General features: G+C 72.7%; 13 protein-coding genes. 6 read left to right on the top strand and 7 right to left on the bottom strand.

Annotated elements, in window-relative coordinates; translation table 11 throughout:
- Nucleotides 1-17: 17 nt before the first annotated feature.
- A complete protein-coding gene (locus ACZ7LU_RS03515) occupies nt 18-1,022 on the bottom strand; it encodes a MerR family transcriptional regulator (protein WP_471915547.1) in 1,005 nt (334 codons plus the stop codon).
- 98 nt (nt 1,023-1,120) lie between these two features.
- On the opposite strand from ACZ7LU_RS03515, the gene ACZ7LU_RS03510 reads away from it, so the two are divergent.
- Both ACZ7LU_RS03510 and ACZ7LU_RS03505 read left to right on the top strand, forming a co-directional pair.
- Nucleotides 1,121-1,777: an RNA polymerase sigma factor gene (locus ACZ7LU_RS03510; RefSeq protein WP_471915546.1), complete on the top strand. Its 657-nt coding sequence runs from the start codon at nt 1,121-1,123 to the stop codon at nt 1,775-1,777.
- A 44-nt stretch (nt 1,778-1,821) separates the two neighbouring features.
- The gene (locus ACZ7LU_RS03505) at nt 1,822-2,463 is read left to right on the top strand and encodes an SDR family NAD(P)-dependent oxidoreductase (RefSeq protein ID WP_471915545.1); all 642 of its coding nucleotides are present in this window, start codon (nt 1,822-1,824) and stop codon (nt 2,461-2,463) included.
- Nucleotides 2,464-2,487: 24 nt separating this feature from the next.
- On the opposite strand, the gene ACZ7LU_RS03500 is transcribed toward ACZ7LU_RS03505, so the two are convergent.
- Nucleotides 2,488-3,861, bottom strand: a complete 1,374-nt coding sequence (locus tag ACZ7LU_RS03500) for a cryptochrome/photolyase family protein (protein ID WP_471915544.1) — start codon at nt 3,859-3,861, stop codon at nt 2,488-2,490.
- Nucleotides 3,862-4,043: 182 nt separating this feature from the next.
- Between ACZ7LU_RS03500 and ACZ7LU_RS03495 the strand changes: the two genes are divergently transcribed.
- On the top strand, nt 4,044-5,108 hold the full coding sequence (locus ACZ7LU_RS03495; protein WP_470982908.1) for a lipoate--protein ligase family protein: 1,065 nt from the start codon (nt 4,044-4,046) through the stop codon (nt 5,106-5,108).
- A 21-nt stretch (nt 5,109-5,129) separates the two neighbouring features.
- Here ACZ7LU_RS03495 and ACZ7LU_RS03490 read toward each other — a convergent pair whose 3' ends face one another.
- The 5 genes from ACZ7LU_RS03490 to ACZ7LU_RS03470 form a co-directional block, all read right to left on the bottom strand.
- Nucleotides 5,130-6,128 carry a TIGR03842 family LLM class F420-dependent oxidoreductase gene (locus ACZ7LU_RS03490; protein ID WP_471915543.1) on the bottom strand — a complete coding sequence of 333 codons (999 nt, stop codon included), beginning with the start codon at nt 6,126-6,128 and terminating at the stop codon, nt 5,130-5,132.
- A 115-nt stretch (nt 6,129-6,243) separates the two neighbouring features.
- Nucleotides 6,244-8,019, bottom strand: coding sequence for a thiol reductant ABC exporter subunit CydC (gene cydC, locus ACZ7LU_RS03485; protein WP_471915542.1), 1,776 nt, complete (start codon nt 8,017-8,019; stop codon nt 6,244-6,246).
- The gene (gene cydD / locus ACZ7LU_RS03480; protein ID WP_471915541.1) at nt 8,016-9,848 is read right to left on the bottom strand and encodes a thiol reductant ABC exporter subunit CydD; all 1,833 of its coding nucleotides are present in this window, start codon (nt 9,846-9,848) and stop codon (nt 8,016-8,018) included. Before cydD ends, cydC begins: the two co-directional genes overlap by 4 nt.
- 30 nt (nt 9,849-9,878) lie before the next feature.
- On the bottom strand, nt 9,879-10,907 hold the full coding sequence (gene cydB / locus ACZ7LU_RS03475) for a cytochrome d ubiquinol oxidase subunit II (RefSeq protein WP_471915540.1): 1,029 nt from the start codon (nt 10,905-10,907) through the stop codon (nt 9,879-9,881).
- A 63-nt stretch (nt 10,908-10,970) separates the two neighbouring features.
- Nucleotides 10,971-12,272, bottom strand: coding sequence for a cytochrome ubiquinol oxidase subunit I (locus tag ACZ7LU_RS03470; RefSeq protein WP_471915539.1), 1,302 nt, complete (start codon nt 12,270-12,272; stop codon nt 10,971-10,973).
- A gap of 225 nt (nt 12,273-12,497) precedes the next feature.
- Here ACZ7LU_RS03470 and ACZ7LU_RS03465 point away from each other — a divergent pair, with 225 nt between their 5' ends.
- The 3 genes from ACZ7LU_RS03465 to ACZ7LU_RS03455 all read left to right on the top strand — a co-directional run bounded on the left by ACZ7LU_RS03465 (nt 12,498) and on the right by ACZ7LU_RS03455 (nt 15,291).
- Nucleotides 12,498-13,418 carry a LysR family transcriptional regulator gene (locus tag ACZ7LU_RS03465; RefSeq protein ID WP_398312923.1) on the top strand — a complete coding sequence of 307 codons (921 nt, stop codon included), beginning with the start codon at nt 12,498-12,500 and terminating at the stop codon, nt 13,416-13,418.
- Nucleotides 13,419-13,696: 278 nt separating this feature from the next.
- Nucleotides 13,697-14,020, top strand: a complete 324-nt coding sequence (locus tag ACZ7LU_RS03460) for a 2Fe-2S iron-sulfur cluster-binding protein (RefSeq protein ID WP_398312926.1) — start codon at nt 13,697-13,699, stop codon at nt 14,018-14,020.
- Nucleotides 14,020-15,291, top strand: coding sequence for an NAD(P)/FAD-dependent oxidoreductase (locus ACZ7LU_RS03455; RefSeq protein WP_471915538.1), 1,272 nt, complete (start codon nt 14,020-14,022; stop codon nt 15,289-15,291). Before ACZ7LU_RS03460 ends, ACZ7LU_RS03455 begins: the two co-directional genes overlap by 1 nt.
- The last annotated feature ends 233 nt before the right edge of the window (nt 15,292-15,524 follow it).

Here is a 15,524-nt window from a genome sequence, read left to right as displayed (position 1 = left end):
CCCACCCCCGTCGGGGTTCAGGCCGCCAGGAGCGACTCGATCCGGTCCGCCGCCGTCCGCAGCCCCGTCAGGCGCTCGACCCCGGGTGCGTACGCGCCCGCCGTCGGCGACCAGCCGGGCCCCGCGACGAGCACGGCGGGGTGGGTCCGGGCCCCTCGCACCCCCCACTCGGTGTCGGCGACCAGGTGGACCAGCGCGCGGTCCGCGGTGTTGCGCGAGTGCGCCCAGAGCACCACCGCCGAAGGGCCGATGCGCCGCACCGCCTCGTACAGCGCCTCCGCGGGGAGGGCGGCACCGAACATCCGCGTGGGCAGGCCGCGTTCGCCGAGCACGGCGGTGAGTGCCTCCAAGGGAAGGGTGTGCTGCTCCCCCGGTACGCAGGCCAGCACCACCGGCGGAGCGGCCCTCGACGCGCCCGCGTCCCGGCCCGCTCCCGCCCCGGGAGCGCGCCGCAAGGCGGACGAGACATGCCACGAGAGCAGATGCTCGACCTCCACATACCGCTCGCCGGACGACGCCCACTTGCGTCCGACGGCGTGCAGGGCCGGCGCCATGACCTCCTGCCAGCCCGTGATGAAGCCGTACTCGCCCAATGTGAGCCGCAGTTGTGACTCGACGGCGGGGGCGTCGAGGCGCACCGCGGCCCTGGCCAGGCCGCGGCACTCCTGGCGGACGTTGCCGAGGGGGAGGGAGAGTACCTCCCTGCCGCCGCCGCGCCGGGAGGCCCGGGGGGCCGGGATCGCGGCCTCGGTCTCGGTCTCCCGCAGGGCGACGCGCGCCGCCTCCGCGGGCGGCACGCCGAGCGCGGTCAGCCGGCACATCTCCTCCACCCGCGCCACGTCGACGGCGGTCCAGCGGCGGTGGCGGCCCTGTTCGCGGTCGGCGGGCCCGATTCCGTACCGCCGTTCCCACGAGCGCAGCGTGGTCGGTGCGACGCCCAGTCTGCGGGCGACGGTCCCGGTGGTCAGCGCGGGGTCCTGGTCGTTCTGCCGGGCGTGGCCCGGTCGCCGGGTAGCTCCCATACCGCGACGATACGACGCACAATCGCTGCAAGTTGTCGTCTCTCACGGACTGTCACCAGTGTGGGTCAACTCCGGCCCCCGCACGAGGAGTACGCATCATGGTGACGGTCGTCCCCGGGACCCACGACGGCATCCGGCACCCCGAGGACCTGCTCGGGGACGAGCAGCTCGCGGCGGGCTTCGCCGCCGGTGACGAGCTCTGTCTCGCCGCCGCCTACCGCCGTTGGGGCCGGCTCGTCCACCGGCTCGCCGGGCGGGCGCTGGGCGACGGCGCGGACGCCGAGGACGTGACGCAGCAGGTGTTCCTCGCCGCCTGGCGCGGGCGGCGCGGATACCGTCCGGGCGCGGGCGGCCTGGGCGGCTGGCTGGTGGGCATCACGCGGCACAAGGTCGCCGACGCGCTCACCGCAAGGGCCCGGCGCGCCGTGCTCGTGGCGGCCGTGGGCGCCCGGCAGGAGGCGGCCCCCGTCGCCGCCGGCTCCTGTCCGGAGCAGATCCTGGACCGGCTCCTCGTCCAGCGCGAACTCGCGAACCTGCCGCCCGCACAGCAGTTGGTGCTGCGTCTCGCGTTCTACGGGGACCTGACGCAGAGCCAGATCGCCGAGCGGACCGGCCTGCCGCTCGGCACCGTCAAGAGCCACATGCGGCGCGGGCTGCGGACCCTGCGGAGCTGCCTGGGAACCGCGGCACCCGCTCTGCCCGCCGCGTCCTCCCGGCCCGCCGCGCGCTGCATCCGTCCGGCCCGTTCAGCGTGAAGTCCCGTGCATCCGGCAACACGCGCAGGCGTTGGGAGGCAGACATGGAAATCTCGGGTGCCCGCGTTCTGGTGGTCGGGGCCACCGGCGTCCTCGGTGGCCTAGCGGCCCGCGCCTTGGCCGAGCTCGGCGGAGAAGTCGCCCTGGCCGGGCGCAACCCGGTGCGGCTCACCGCGCTCGCGCGGGATCTCGGCGGGGTACCGGCCCGGTGCTTCGAGGCGTCGGACCTGGACCAGTGTTCCGCGCTCGGCCCATGGGCGGAGCGGATGCTCCTGGGGCTCGACGGGGTGCTCGTGACGGTCGGGGCCACGGGTTTCGGCGCCGTCGAGGACGTGTCGAACGACGTGGCCGGGCATCTCCTGACGGTGAACGCGCTGTGCCCCATGGCCGTGCTGCGGGGCGCGGCTCCCGTGGTGGCGGACAAGGGGTTCCTGCTGGCGGCCACCGGCGGGGTGAGGGCACCCCGGTCGCGTACGGAACCGCCCGGGCCCGAGCCGGGAACCGCCGACTACACCGCATCCAAGGCGGCGTTGGGCAGCTGGCTCCGCGTGCTCGCCGAGGAGCTCGCGCCGCGGGCCGTCGCGGTGCACGACATCGGCTTCCCTTACCTGGACGAGCCGCTCGCGCCGCCGGCCGACGCGCTGGAGACGGTGCGCTCCCTCGTCGAGAGGATCGCCACGGCCTGACCCGGCACCCGCCGCTGCCGTCCGTCATGCGATGCCCCGAGCCTGCTTGAACCGGCTGAGTCCGTCGGCCAGTTCGACGAGCGGCTCGGGGTAGTCGTAGCGTTCCCGCTCCCGGTCCGGCAGCTTCCAGGGCTCGTGGACCGCCGCACCCCGCAGCGCGCCGAGCTCGGGCACCCAACGGCGTACGTAGGTGCCGTCCGGGTCGTAACGTTTCGCCTGGAGCACGGGGTTGAGCACCCGGTTGGGGCGGCTGTCCGTGCCGGTCCCCGCCATCCACTGCCAGTTGAGCTGGTTGTTGGCGGTGTCGCCGTCGACGAGGAGCCGCTGGAAGTACCGGGCGCCCACCCGCCAGTCGACGTAGAGCGTCTTGGTCAGAAAGCTCGCGGTCAGCAGTCTGCCGCGGTTGTGCATCCACCCCTCGTGGCGCAGCTGGCGCATGGCGGCGTCGACGATGGGGTAGCCCGTGCGCCCCTCCTGCCAGGCCCGGATGTCGTCCCGCGCCGACTCATCGGAGCGCCAGCGGTCGCCGCGCGGACGGTAGTCGGCGGTGGCCGCGGCCGGTCTGGCGGCGAGCACCTGATGGTGGAAGTCGCGCCAGCACAGTTGCCTGACGAAGCCTTCGGCGCCCGCGGTCGCCCGGTCGCGGGCCGCGTGGACGAGTTCGGCGGCGGACAGCGTGCCGAAGTGCAGGTGCGGCGAGAGCTTCGATGTGGCGTCGGCCGCGAGGTCGTCGTGGGTCTCCGTATAGCGGTCGATGCCGTCGCGCAGCCAGGCCTTCCAGAGTGCGCGGCCGACGCTCTCGCCGCCCCGGGCGAGCCCCGGCGAGAGGCCGTCCATGGCGTCGCGGGCGGGGAAAGGGACGGAGCGGATGTGGTCCGGGACGGGCACGGTGCGCGGGGCGGGGAGCACGGCTCGTACGCCCTGGGCCGACCAGCGACGGAAGTAGGGGGTGAAGACGGCGAAGTGGTCGGAGCTCGCGGGGGTCACCGCGCCGGGGGCGACCGCGGTGACGACGGCGTCGTGGACGTACAGGCGTCTGCCGTCGCGCTCCAGCGCCTCGCGGAGCCGCTGCTCGCGGGCGTGCGCGTACCGGCTGACGCCGGCCGCCATGTGGACCTCGTCGGCGTCCGCCGCCTCGACGACGGACCGCACCTGCTCGACGAGGTCGCCCTCGCGCACCACGAGCCTGCCGCCGCGGTCCCGCAGCATCCGGTCGAGGTCGGCCAGGCAGTCGGCGAGGAACGCCTCCCGGTTCGGCCCCGCGAGGCCGAGGCCCGCGATGGCCCGGTCGCGGACGAAGAGCGGCACCACGGCGTCCGCGCCCGTGCGGGCGGCACGCAGCGGCGGGTGGTCGTGCACCCGCAGGTCGGAGGTGAACAGGACGACCGAGATGTGCATGGTGCGTACTCCAGGGGGCGTGGGCCGGGCCGTTGCGGTTCCTTCCTCCTGTCCTTCGGCCGGTCCGGAGTGCGGGGATGCGCCGTACGGGGTGCGGTCCCCCGCACGGCGCACACAACGGGACATTCCCGCGCTGGGCTAGCGTTGGGGGACGATTCGGAACAGGGCATGGAGGCAGCACGGTGCACGGTGAGTACAAGGTCCCCGGCGGCAAGCTCGTCGTGGTGGATCTGGACGTCGAGGGCGGTGAGCTGCGGAACACGCGCGTGGCCGGTGACTTCTTCCTGGAGCCCGACGAGGCGCTCGACGCGATCAACGGCGCGCTGGACGGCGCCCCCGCCGACACGGACGCCCAGGGTCTCGCCGCCCGCGTCGACGCCGCGCTCCCCGAGGGCACGGTCATGTACGGCCTGACGTCGGAGGGCGTCGGGATCGCCGTCCGCCGCGCCCTCGCGCACGCGACGGACTGGACCGACTACGACTGGCAGCTGATCCACGAGGCGCCGCAGCCGCCCGCGCTGCACATGGCCCTCGACGAGGTCCTCACGCAGGAGGTCGCGGCGGGCCGGCGGCCGCCGACGCTGCGCGTGTGGGAGTGGGCCTCGCCCTCGGTGATCATCGGCAGTTTCCAGTCGCTCGCCAACGAGGTCGACGCGGAGGGCGCGGCGCGGCACGGCATCGACGTGGTGCGCCGAATCTCCGGCGGCGGGGCGATGTTCGTGGAGCCGGGCAACACCATCACGTACTCCCTGTCCGTCCCGGACGCCCTCGTGCAGGGGCTCTCCTTCCAGGACAGTTACGCCTACCTCGACGACTGGGTGCTCGGCGCGCTCGCCGACATGGGCATCAAGGCGTGGTACCAGCCGCTGAACGACATCGCGACGGACGCGGGGAAGATCGCGGGTGCCGCGCAGAAGCGCATGGTGGCGCCGGGCGGCGGCCCGGGCGCGGTGCTGCACCACGTGACGATGTCGTACGACATCGACGCGGACAAGATGCTCGAAGTGCTGCGCATCGGCAAGGAGAAGCTGTCCGACAAGGGCACGCGGAGCGCCAAGAAGCGGGTCGACCCGCTGCGCCGCCAGACCGGGCTGCCCCGCGAGGCGGTCATCGACCGCATGGTCGACTCGTTCCGCGGCCGCTACGGCCTCGTCGAAGGGAAGGTCACCGACGAGGAGATGGCGCGCGCCGAGGACCTCGTGCGGACCAAGTTCACGACCGCCGAGTGGACGGCCCGCGTGCCCTGATCCGCGCCGCGCGCGGACGGCTCAGGAGAGCGCGGGAATGACCGAGGCGCCGTACGCGTCGATGACGTCCTCCCGCGCGTCGTGCATCGCGTACACCGCGAACTGGTCGACGCCCAGCTCCCGGAGCTCCCCCAGCCGTTCGAGGTGCGCCTCGACGGGTCCCAGCAGACAGAACCGGTCGACGATCTCGTCCGGCACGAAGGCCGTGTCGGGGTTCCCGGCCCGCCCGTGGTGGCTGTAGTCGTAGCCCTGGCGGGCCTTGATGTACGAGGTGAGGGCCTCGGGCACCATCGAGGAGTGCTCGCCGTACTTGGCGACGAGGTCGGCGACGTGGTTGCCGACCATCCCGCCGAACCACCTGCACTGCTCCCTGGCGTGCGCGAGGTCGTCTCCCACGTACGCGGGCGCGGCCACGCAGATCTTGACGTCCGCCGGGTCGCGCCCGGCGTCGGCGGCCGCGTCCCGCACGGCCTTGACCATCCACTGCGTCAGATACGGGTCGGCGAGCTGGAGGATGAACCCGTCGGCTTTCTGCCCGGCGAGCGCGAGCGCCTTCGGTCCGTACGCCGCCATCCACACCGGGAGCTTCCCGTCCCGCACCCACGGCAGCCGCAGCCGCTGCCCGCCGACGTCCGCCTCGCGGCCCTCGGCGAGATCACGGATGACGTCGATCGCCTCGGCGAGGCGGGCGAGGGTGTTGGGCTTGCGTCCGGCGACGCGCATCGCGGAGTCGCCGCGCCCGATGCCGCACACGGTGCGGTTGCCGTACATGTCGTTGAGCGTGGCGAAGGTGGAGGCGGTGACCTCCCAGGTCCTGGTGCCCGGGTTGGTGACCATCGGGCCGACGGTCAGCCGCGAGGTGTGTTCGAGGATGCGGCTGTAGATGACGAACGGCTCCTGCCACAGGACCGACGAGTCGAAGGTCCAGCCGTAGTCGAAGCCGTTGCGCTCCGCGCGCCTCATGAGTCCGACGACCTCCGAGGCGGGCGGGTCGGTCTGCAGTACGAGCCCAAAATCCATGGCCTTCGCTCCTCACTCAGGTCGAGCGCCCTCAGACTCCTGGCACGAGCGCCCCTCGAAGGTCGTCCGAGGAGGGACAATCTTCGGCCGCCCGCCGGAGCTTGGCAAGAGGGACTCAGAGCGCTGCGACGGCCGGGGCGTCCGCCGTGGAGTCGAGGTCCTCAGGGGTGGCGGGACGGATCCGGCCCCGGTCCAGGGTCACGATCTCGTCGGCCCCGGCGAGGCCCGAGCGCTCGTGCGTGACGAGGAGCGTGGTGCGGCCGCGGGTGGCGTCGAGGATGTCGGCGAGCACCTCGGCGGCGGTGTCCGGGTCGAGGCCCTCGGTGGGTTCGTCGAGGACGAGGACGGGCGGGTCGGCGAGCAGCGCGCGGGCGAGCAGCAGGCGTCGGCGCTGGCCGCCCGAGACGGTGGCGCCGTCCCCGCCGAGCACGGTCTCCCAGCCGTCCGGCAGCGACTCGATCCAGTCCAGGATGCGCGCCCTGCGGGCCGCCTCGCGGAGGTCGGCGTCGGTGGCGTCGGGCGCGGCGAGGAGCAGGTTGGCGCGGATGGTGGCGTGGAAGACGTGCGCGTCCTGGGTCATGCCGGTGATCGCGCGGCGGGCGTCGGCGCCGGAGCAGTGGCTCAGTTCGCGGCCGCCGACGCGGATGCTGCCGGCCTCGTACGGTACGAACCGCATGAGCGCGGCGATCAGCGTCGACTTGCCGGACCCGCTGGCCCCGAGGAGCACCACCCGGTGACCGGCCGGCAGCCGCAGGTTCGCCCCGTCCAGGGCCGGGGGGCCGTCCTGGACGTGGCGGACCCGCAGGTCGGTGATGGTCACGTCGAGCGGTGCGTCGGTGGGCAGCGGGTCCGGGGCTGTGGGGTCGGCGACGGGCGCCGGTGTGTCGAACAGGTCGGCGAGGCGCCGCGCGGAGGCCCGGACCTCGGCGAAGCGGCGGGCGGCGGCGGGCAGCGGTGCGAGGGCCTCGAAGGAGACGAGCGCGAGGACCGCGAGGACGGTGAGCTGTACGGCGGGCAGGTCGCCCGCCGCGTGGGCGCGCAGCGCGAGCCAGGTGACGCCGACCGTCGCCGCGCCCTGCAGCACCAGCACCACGGCCTGGGCGAGCGAGGTGGTCAGGGCCTTGTGGCGCTCCAGTTCGGCGATCCTGGCCGTGACGCGGCGGGCCCGGTCGTGGGTGCGGCCGCGGGCGCCGTACGCGGCGAGGTCCGCGGCTCCCTGCGTCAGGTCGACGGTGACGGCGGCGAGTTCGGCGCGCGCCGTCTTCTCGTCCCGGCCCGCGCGGCGGGACAGGGCGAGCACGAGGGCGGGCACGAGCAGCCCCGCCACGGCCAGCAGCAGTCCGAGGAGCAGACCGGCCTCCGGCAGCAGCACCAGGGTCAGGCCGGTGGCGCTCGCGGCGACCACGCAGGCCGCCGTGGCCGGGATCATGACGCGCAGCAGCAGGTCCTGGGCGGCGTCCACGTCGTCGACGAGGCGGGTCAGCAGGTCGCCGCTCCGGAAGGCGGGCGTGCCGGCCGGGGCGAGCGGCACGAGCGCCTCGTACACCCGGGCGCGGAACCCCGCGACGGCCCGCAGCACGCCGTCGTGGCCGAGGAGCCGGTCGATGTAGCGCAGCGCGCCACGCCCGAGGGCCAGCGCCCGCACGGCGACGATCGCGACGCTCACCGCGGCGAGGGGCGGCTGTTCGGCCGCGCGGGTGATGAGCCAGGCGGCGGTGGCCATCAGCGCGGCGGCGGCGAGTTCGCTGCCGGCTGCGGCGAGCGCGGCGGGCAGCAGCCTGCGCCAGTACGGCAGGAGGTGGCGCAGGAGCCGCACGGTGGGGCGGGTCTCCCGGGCGGGCCGCCCGGGGGCGTCGGCGCGCGGGACGACGGCCTCGGTGTACACGCTCATGAGGCCACCAGCCTTTCGGTGGGGGTGAGTTCGGGAGCGGGGGCTGCCCCGGGGGTGGGTGGCTGTGCGTGCGCGGGCACCGGATCGGGGGCGGGCGCCAGCCCGAATTCCGGCGCCGGTTCGGGCGCGGGCGTGGCTTCGTGCGCGGGTGCGGCCTCGGGTGCGAGCGTCGCCCCGGGTACGGAGATGCCACCCCCTCGTACCGTGATGACGCGGTCCGCGTGCGGGAGGAGGCTGGTGCGGTGGGCGACGACGATCGCCGTGCGGCCGCGCATGAGGGCGACGGTGGCGCGGGTGACGGCGGCCTCGCTCTCGGGGTCGAGGTGTGCGGTCGGCTCGTCGAGGAGCAGTACGGGGGCGTCCTTGAGGAAGGCGCGGGCGAGCGCGATCCGCTGGCGCTGACCGGCGGAGAGCCCGGCGCCGTGCTCGCCGAGCACCGTGTCGTATCCCTGGGGCAGCTCGTCGACGAAGAGGTCGGCGGACGCGGCGCGGGCCGCCTCTCGCACCTCGGCGTCGCTCGCCTCGGGGCGTCCGAGGCGGATGTTCTCGGCGACGGACCCGGCGACGAGGTGGGGGCGCTGCGGCACCCACGCCACCTGGGTGCACCAGTCGTCGGGGTCGAGTCCCGCGAGGTCGGTGCCGCCGGCCTCGACCCGGCCCGAAGCGGGGGTGACGAAGCCGAGGAGGAGCGAGAGCAGCGTGGACTTGCCGGCGCCGCTCGGGCCGACCAGGGCGATGTGCTCGCCGGGGCGGACGCTCAGGGAGACGTTGCGGAGGGCGGGTTCGGTGCGGCCCGGGTAGTGGACGGTGACGTCGTCGAGGGTGAGGGGGGCCGTGCGGGCGTCGGGGGCGGGGACGCGGTCGGCGGGTGCCGGGGACGTGTCCTCTTCGTCGAGGACGGCGAAGACGCGTTCGGCCACGGCGATGCCCTCGGCGCTGTCGTGGAAGGCGGCGCCCATGGCGCGCAGCGGCAGATACGCCTCGGGGGCGAGGAAGAGGACGACCAGGGCGGTGTGCAGTCCGACGTCGCCGTGGAGCAGCCGCAGTCCGACGGGGACGGCGACCAGCGCCACGGAGAGGGTGGCGACGGTCTCCAGGACGAGAGAGGAGAGGAAGGCGACGCGGAGGGTGCGCATGGTGGCACGCCGGTGGGCGTCCGCCATCTCGTGCACGACCTTGGTCTGGTGCCGCTCGCGGCCGAAGGCGCGCAGGGTCGGCAGGCCGGCCACCACGTCCAGGAAGTGGCCGCCGAGGCGGGAGAGCAACCGCCATTGGCGGGCGGTGCGTTGGGCGGTGTGCATGCCGACCAGCGCGCCGAACACGGGGATCAGCGGCAGGGTGATGACGATGATCAGCGCGGAGGTCCAGTCGGTCCACCACACCCAGCCGACGACCGTGAGGGGGACGACCGCGGTGGCCGCCATCGTGGGCAGGTAGCCGACGATGTAGGGGTCGAGGGCGTCGAGGCCGCGGGTGAGCAGGGTGGCCGTCTCGCCGTGGCGGCGGGCGGTCAGCCGCAGCGGTCCTGTCCGCTGCAGCCGTCCGGTGATCCGGTTGCGCAGGGTGCGCTTGGCGTCGGCCGCGGCGCGCTGGGCGAGCACGCCGCGGAGCCAGGTCAAGAGTGCGCGCAGCGCCATGACGGCGCCGAGCGCGGCCAGTGTGCCGGTGCGCAGGCCGTGTCCGGCGAAGCCGTCCGCGAGCGCCGTCGCCAGCAGGACCGCCTGGGTGACGATGAGCCCGGCGCCCGCCAGGGCCAGCACCGAGGAGTACGTCATGTGGCGCCGAAGTGCCGGTATTTCCCGCGTCAGACGGCGTTCGACGGGCTTCATCGTGGGGTCCCTCTCGTCGCTTTCCGGGGGTCAGAAGTAGCTGGGGTGACGCTGTCCCGTCCGCCCCCGGAAGGCCCACCAGCTCCAGAACTGGTAGGCGAGGATCGTCGGGATCACGAGGATCCCGAAGCCGCTGAGGATCTTCAGCGTGGCGTCGTCGGTGATGGCGTGGTCGATGTCGAGGCCGGCGCCCGCGTCGGTGATCAGGAGGTACGGGTAGTGGCCGGCGCCGATGAGCAGTACGGGCAGCGCGGTCGCGGCGCAGGTGGCGGCGAACGCGAGGACGTTGCGTCCGCGGTCGAGGTACCACCGGGCGGCGGCGAGGGCCGCGACGAGCAGGACGGCGATGACTGCCGAGGTCGCGCGGTTCGTCATCGAGGCGCCCGCTCCGAAGAGCGTGAGGAGCAGGGCGAGGGCGCCCGCGGCGGCGACCCCGACGAGCAGCTTGCCGGCCAGCTGCCGCGCCCGTGCGGCGAGTTCGGGCTCCGAGCGGAGGGCGACGAAGGTCGCGCCGTGGGCCGCGAAGAGCAGCACGGTGGTGGCTCCGCAGGCGAGCACGAACGGCGTGAACACGTCGCCGAACCCGATGTGGAAGCTGCCGTCGGCGCGACGGGGCACGCCGTGCAGCAGCAGGCCCACGATCAGGCCCCACGCCACGGCGGGGACGACGCCGCCGAACACGATCAGGGCGTCCCACGTCCGGCGGCCGCGGGCGCTGTGGGAGCGGCGGCGGAGCTGGACCGCGGCGTTGCCGAGGACCAGGCCGGCGAGGATCGCCACGATCAGCGGGTACATGCCGGACAGGAGGGTGCCTTCGAGGTGCGGGAAGGCGCCGAACATGACTCCGGCGAAGGCGACCAGCCAGACCTCGTTGCCCAGGAAGAACGGCGCGATGGCGTCGAGGGCGGCGTTTCCGCTGGTGCGCTTCTCCTCCTGGCCGTCTCGGCCGCGGCCGAGGAAGGGGTGCAGCATCTGTGCGCCGTAGTCGTAGCCGCCGAGCACAAAGTACCCGGCGAGTAGCAGGCCCAGGAGGGCCAGCCAGACGGTCTCCAGACTCATCTCGCTCAACTTTCCGTTACAGCAGGGGAGGTCATCTCGGTGGGGGTGCCGGTGCTGCCCGGCTCAGAGCGCGGGCACCGGCTGCTTCTCGCTGGTGCTGCCGCCCGGTCCCTCGGGCAGGTCGTCCGGCAGGGGATCGCTGACGCCGAGCTGGGTGGCGTCGGGGCCGCGGAGCGCGAACCGAGTGATCAGGGTCCAGTTCGTCACGGCCAGCGCGACGAAGATGGCGATGAACAGGACGCACGACAGGAGCAGCGAGGTCTTCCCGACGTGGGACAGCGCGTCCTCGACGGTCAGCTCGCCGTAGATGATCCAGGGCTGGCGGCCGACCTCTCGGACGATCCAGCCGCCCACGGAGGCGATGAACGGGAAGGGGATCGTCGCGACCAGGACCCAGGAGGCCCAGCGCCAGCGCATCAGCCGGTCCTTCCACAGAAGGATGAGGGCGATGAAGGTGATGGTGGAGACGGTGTTGCCGATGAGCGTCATGACGTCCATCGAGATCCGCATCGTGTCCTGCCAGGGCACGTAGTTGCCGGGCCCGTGCTCCTTGACGAGCTCGGCCTGCAGCTCGGCGACGCCGTGGTTCTCCAGGACCGCGTCCTTCATCGGCTGGGTGCGCTCGATGATGGGGCGCTGCATCTCGCCGACGACGACCACGAAGAAGGAGGCGACGGTCGACACCCAGAGCCCGAGCTTCAGGGAGGGCCGGAAGAGCTCGGTCTCCTTGGTGCCGCGCAGGTAGTGCCAGGCGCTGACGCCGGCGACGAAGCAGCCGCCCGTCGTGAGGGCGCCCAGCGAGAGGTGGAAGAGGGCCATCAGAGCGCTGGAGTTGGTGAGCAGCGCCCCGAAGTCGGTCAGGTAGGCGGCGCCGTCGCGGACCTCGTAGCCGACCGGGTGCTGCATGAAGCCGTTGGCGATCAGGATCCAGTATCCGGAGGCGTACGCGGTCAGGGCGACCAGCCAGATGAGGGTGACGTGCACGCCTCTGCGCAGCCGGCCCCAGCCGAAGATCCACATACCGAGGAAGGTGGACTCGGCGAAGAAGGCGATGAGGGTTTCGAGGGCCAGCGGGGCGCCGAAGACGTTGCCCGCGAACTTGCTCAGGCCGCTCCAGCTGAGCCCGAACTGGAACTCCATGACGAGGCCGGTGACGATGCCGACCGCGTAGTTGATGACGTAGAGCTGGCCCCAGAAGCGGGTCATACGCTCCCGGACTGCTCTCTTGGCGGGATCACGGGTGAACGCGGCCCGGGTGTGCATGATCGCCACGATGGGGACGAGTCCCATGGTGAGGATCACGAACAGCCAGTGGATGCCGGTCGTGGCCGCGAACTGGAGTCGGGCCAGATCCGCAGCGCTCATGATGCGACCTTCCTGGGGGACGGTGGCCGGTTGGGGGGGTTCGGTGTGCCGGTCGTGACGGACGGTGGACGGTGGGGCCGCCGCTTCGCGTGTGCAGGTGCCGGGCCGCGTTGCCCGCCACCTGTGCGGTGACCTCGATGAAGACGGTAGAGAGAAATCCTTATGCAATCCAAGACCGGTTTAGCCATGTGATGATGTCCAGGAAGGCATAAGTGAAGGTGGATCATGGATCTTCTGCAGTTGCGCTACTTCCAGACGGTCGCCCGTTACGAGCACATCAGCCGTGCCGCGGAGGAGCTGCACGTCGCCCAGCCCTCGCTGAGCCGCACCATCGCGCGCCTGGAGGCCGAGCTCGGCACCCCCCTCTTCGACCGGCAGGGCCGCCGCATCCGGCTGAACCAGTACGGCGTGGTCTTCCTGCACCACGTGGACCGCGCCCTGAGTGAACTCGACGACGCCCGCAGGGTCCTGAGCGACGCCCGCGACACGGCGTTCGGCCGGGTCAGCGTCGCCTCCGAGACCCTCCTGACCATCACCCATCTCCTCGGCAGCTTCCGCGCCGCCTACCCCCGCGCGGACGTCCGGCTCTACCAGTCGAACGCGGAGGAGATGGACCGTCAGCTGCGCGCCAGGGAGGTCGACTTCTGTGTGGCCTCACAGCCGCTGACCGGCACGAACCTGGAGATGATCGAGCTGGCCCGCGAGGAGGTGCTGCTCGCCGTCCCGCGCGGCCACTGGCTCGACGGCCAGGAGAGCGTGACGATCCGTGAGATCGCCACCGAGCCGTTCGTGACGACCCGCGTCGGCCAGTGGCAACGCACGCTCCTGGACCGCCTCTTCGCTTCCGAGGGCCTCACTCCGATGATCTCCTGCGAGGGCGACGAGCCGGGCGCCAGCCAGGACATGATCAGCGCGGGGCTCGGCATCGGCCTGATCCCGGCGATCTCCCGGCAGGCCGGCACGGACTCCCAAGTGCCGGTCGCCTGGGTGCACTTGAACGCGCCGGACTGCAGCCGGGTGCTCACGCTGGTGTGGAGCCGCGACGCCTACCTGTCCGACGCCGCGGTGAAGTTCCGGGAGTTCACGCGCAGTCGGCCCTTCATGACGCACCGGCTGCCCGACAAGCGCCGCGGACGCCGACCTTGAGTCACCCCTGAGTCAAGGCTGAGTCAACCCCCGGGCACCCGGCCGGTCCTGGCTCGGCCTGAATCGGTTTGGTACTCTCCAAGCGCTGCCACAGCCCTGGCCCAGGACGTCGCGTGTCCCGACGGCCAGCGAGTGATGTCGAGTCGGCAGGGGTGTCCGCGTTCCCCCTCCCGGCCGTCGGCACGCCATCTCACCCTTCCGTTTTCCACTTGCCAGGCAATCCGCACCACGACCCGCCCTCGCGCACGCACGTCCGGATGCCATCAAGGAGTTCCGTCATGCCCAAAATCACGTACGTCAATGTCGACGGCAACCAGACCACGATCGACGTCCCGGCCGGCACGAGCGTCATGCGCGGCGCCGTCTTCAACGACATCGACGGCATCGTCGCCCAGTGCGGCGGCAACATGCAGTGCGCCACCTGCCACGTCTACGTGGACGAGACCACCCTCGACAAGCTGGAGCCGCCGAAGGAGCGGGAGGACGAGATGCTCGACTTCACGGCGTGCCCGCGCAAGCCCAACAGCCGGCTGAGCTGCCAGCTCAAGTCGAGCGACGCCCTGGACGGCCTCATCGTCCACACCCCCGAACGGCAGAACTGATGACGGAGCAGACCCAGCCCGACTCGGTCGTCGTGGTCGGCGCCGGCCAGGGCGGTTACCAGACCGCGGCGTCCCTGCGGGAGCACGGCTACACCGGACGCATCACGCTCATCAGCGCCGAGGACGCGCTGCCCTACGAGCGTCCGCCGCTGTCCAAGGCGTACCTCAAGGGCGAGGCGGACGAGGCGGAGCTGTGGCTGCGGCCCGCGACGTACTACGTACGCCAGTCCATCGACCTGGTCGCGGGCACCGTGACGGAGATCGACCCGGCCGCCCGCACGGTACGCCTCACCGACGGCTCCACGTACGACTACGGCCACCTCGTCCTGGCCACCGGCGCCACGCCCCGCACGCTCTCCGTGCCGGGCGCGGAGCTGCGCGGCGTGCACACCCTGCGCACCGCGCAGGACGCCGCCGCGCTGCAGTCGTCGCTGGCGGGGGCGCGGCGCGCGGTGGTGGTGGGGGCCGGGTTCATCGGTCTCGAATTCGCCGCCGTGGCGCGGGAGGCGGGCGTCGAGGTGACCGTCGTCGAAGCGCTCGACCGGCCGCTCGCCCGGGTCGTGTCGGCGCCGACCGCGGAGCACTTCACCCGGCTGCACCGCGGCAAGGGCACGGAGCTGCTGTTCGGCCAGGGCGTCACGGCCCTGCACGGCGACGGCCGCTCGGGGGTCACGGCGGTGGAGCTCGCCGACGGCCGCCGGCTCCCCGCCGACCTGGTCCTGGTCGGCGTCGGCGTCACCCCGCGCACGGAGCTGGCCGCCGCGGCCGGGCTCCCCGTGCACGGCGGCATCACCGTCGACTCCCGGCTGCTGACCGACGATCCGCACATCTCGGCCATCGGCGACTGCGCCGCGTTCCCGCAGGTGCGCTCCGGCAGCCGGCTGCGGCTCGAATCGGTCCAGAACGCCGTGGGGCACGCCCAGTTGGTCGCCGAGCGGCTGACCGGGTCACCCCGTGCGTACGACGAACTGCCGTGGTTCTGGAGCGACCAGTTCGCCACCACCGTGCAGATCGCGGGGTTCAACGAAGGGCACGACTCCGAGGTCGTGCTCGGCGACGATCCCGACGCCTTCTCGGTACTGCTCTTCCACGGGCAGGATCTGCAGGCCGTCGAGTCCGTCAACCGGCCCGCCGACCACCTCGCGGCCCGCCGCCTCCTGACGCAGGGCGCCGCCCTGACGCCCGAGGACGCGTCGGCGCCGGGCTTCAGCCTCAGGGAACACCTCCGGAGCCTCGCCAGGCGCGGGACGGAGGCACCGGTGCCTCTCTGACACCGGCGGATATCGCGCGGGGATTCGCCGCGAGTGAATTACAAAAAGGGCGCACTGAGTTTATCTCAGTGCGCCCTTTTTATGGTTGAATCTTGTTGCATTGCGTTCACTGATAAAACATCGAAACGCTGTTGATTTGCTTCGTTGAATCAGGCAGGATCGCTCCAGGCCAACGGGGGGCTTTCGGCGCCTGCGCAATTCGTTCCAGCAGATGCACGCGCTCGGCATTCCGT

The organism is Streptomyces sp. NPDC039462, from assembly GCF_055639375.1.
Note: the sequence above shows the minus strand (reverse complement) of the source record. Positions and strands in the feature narration are given on the sequence as shown.

Excerpts from the sequence above, each read along its gene's own strand:
- ACZ7LU_RS03460 (WP_398312926.1), top strand. The coding sequence starts at position 13,697 with ATGCCCAAAATCACGTACGTCAATGTCGACGGCAACCAGACCACGATC.
- ACZ7LU_RS03455 (WP_471915538.1), top strand. The coding sequence starts at position 14,020 with ATGACGGAGCAGACCCAGCCCGACTCGGTCGTCGTGGTCGGCGCCGGC.
- cydB (WP_471915540.1), bottom strand. The coding sequence starts at position 10,907 with ATGAGTCTGGAGACCGTCTGGCTGGCCCTCCTGGGCCTGCTACTCGCC.
- ACZ7LU_RS03470 (WP_471915539.1), bottom strand. The coding sequence starts at position 12,272 with ATGAGCGCTGCGGATCTGGCCCGACTCCAGTTCGCGGCCACGACCGGC.
- cydD (WP_471915541.1), bottom strand. The coding sequence starts at position 9,848 with ATGAAGCCCGTCGAACGCCGTCTGACGCGGGAAATACCGGCACTTCGG.
- ACZ7LU_RS03490 (WP_471915543.1), bottom strand. The coding sequence starts at position 6,128 with ATGGATTTTGGGCTCGTACTGCAGACCGACCCGCCCGCCTCGGAGGTC.
- ACZ7LU_RS03505 (WP_471915545.1), top strand. The coding sequence starts at position 1,822 with ATGGAAATCTCGGGTGCCCGCGTTCTGGTGGTCGGGGCCACCGGCGTC.
- cydC (WP_471915542.1), bottom strand. The coding sequence starts at position 8,019 with ATGAGCGTGTACACCGAGGCCGTCGTCCCGCGCGCCGACGCCCCCGGG.
- ACZ7LU_RS03515 (WP_471915547.1), bottom strand. The coding sequence starts at position 1,022 with ATGGGAGCTACCCGGCGACCGGGCCACGCCCGGCAGAACGACCAGGAC.
- ACZ7LU_RS03465 (WP_398312923.1), top strand. The coding sequence starts at position 12,498 with ATGGATCTTCTGCAGTTGCGCTACTTCCAGACGGTCGCCCGTTACGAG.
- ACZ7LU_RS03510 (WP_471915546.1), top strand. The coding sequence starts at position 1,121 with ATGGTGACGGTCGTCCCCGGGACCCACGACGGCATCCGGCACCCCGAG.
- ACZ7LU_RS03500 (WP_471915544.1), bottom strand. The coding sequence starts at position 3,861 with ATGCACATCTCGGTCGTCCTGTTCACCTCCGACCTGCGGGTGCACGAC.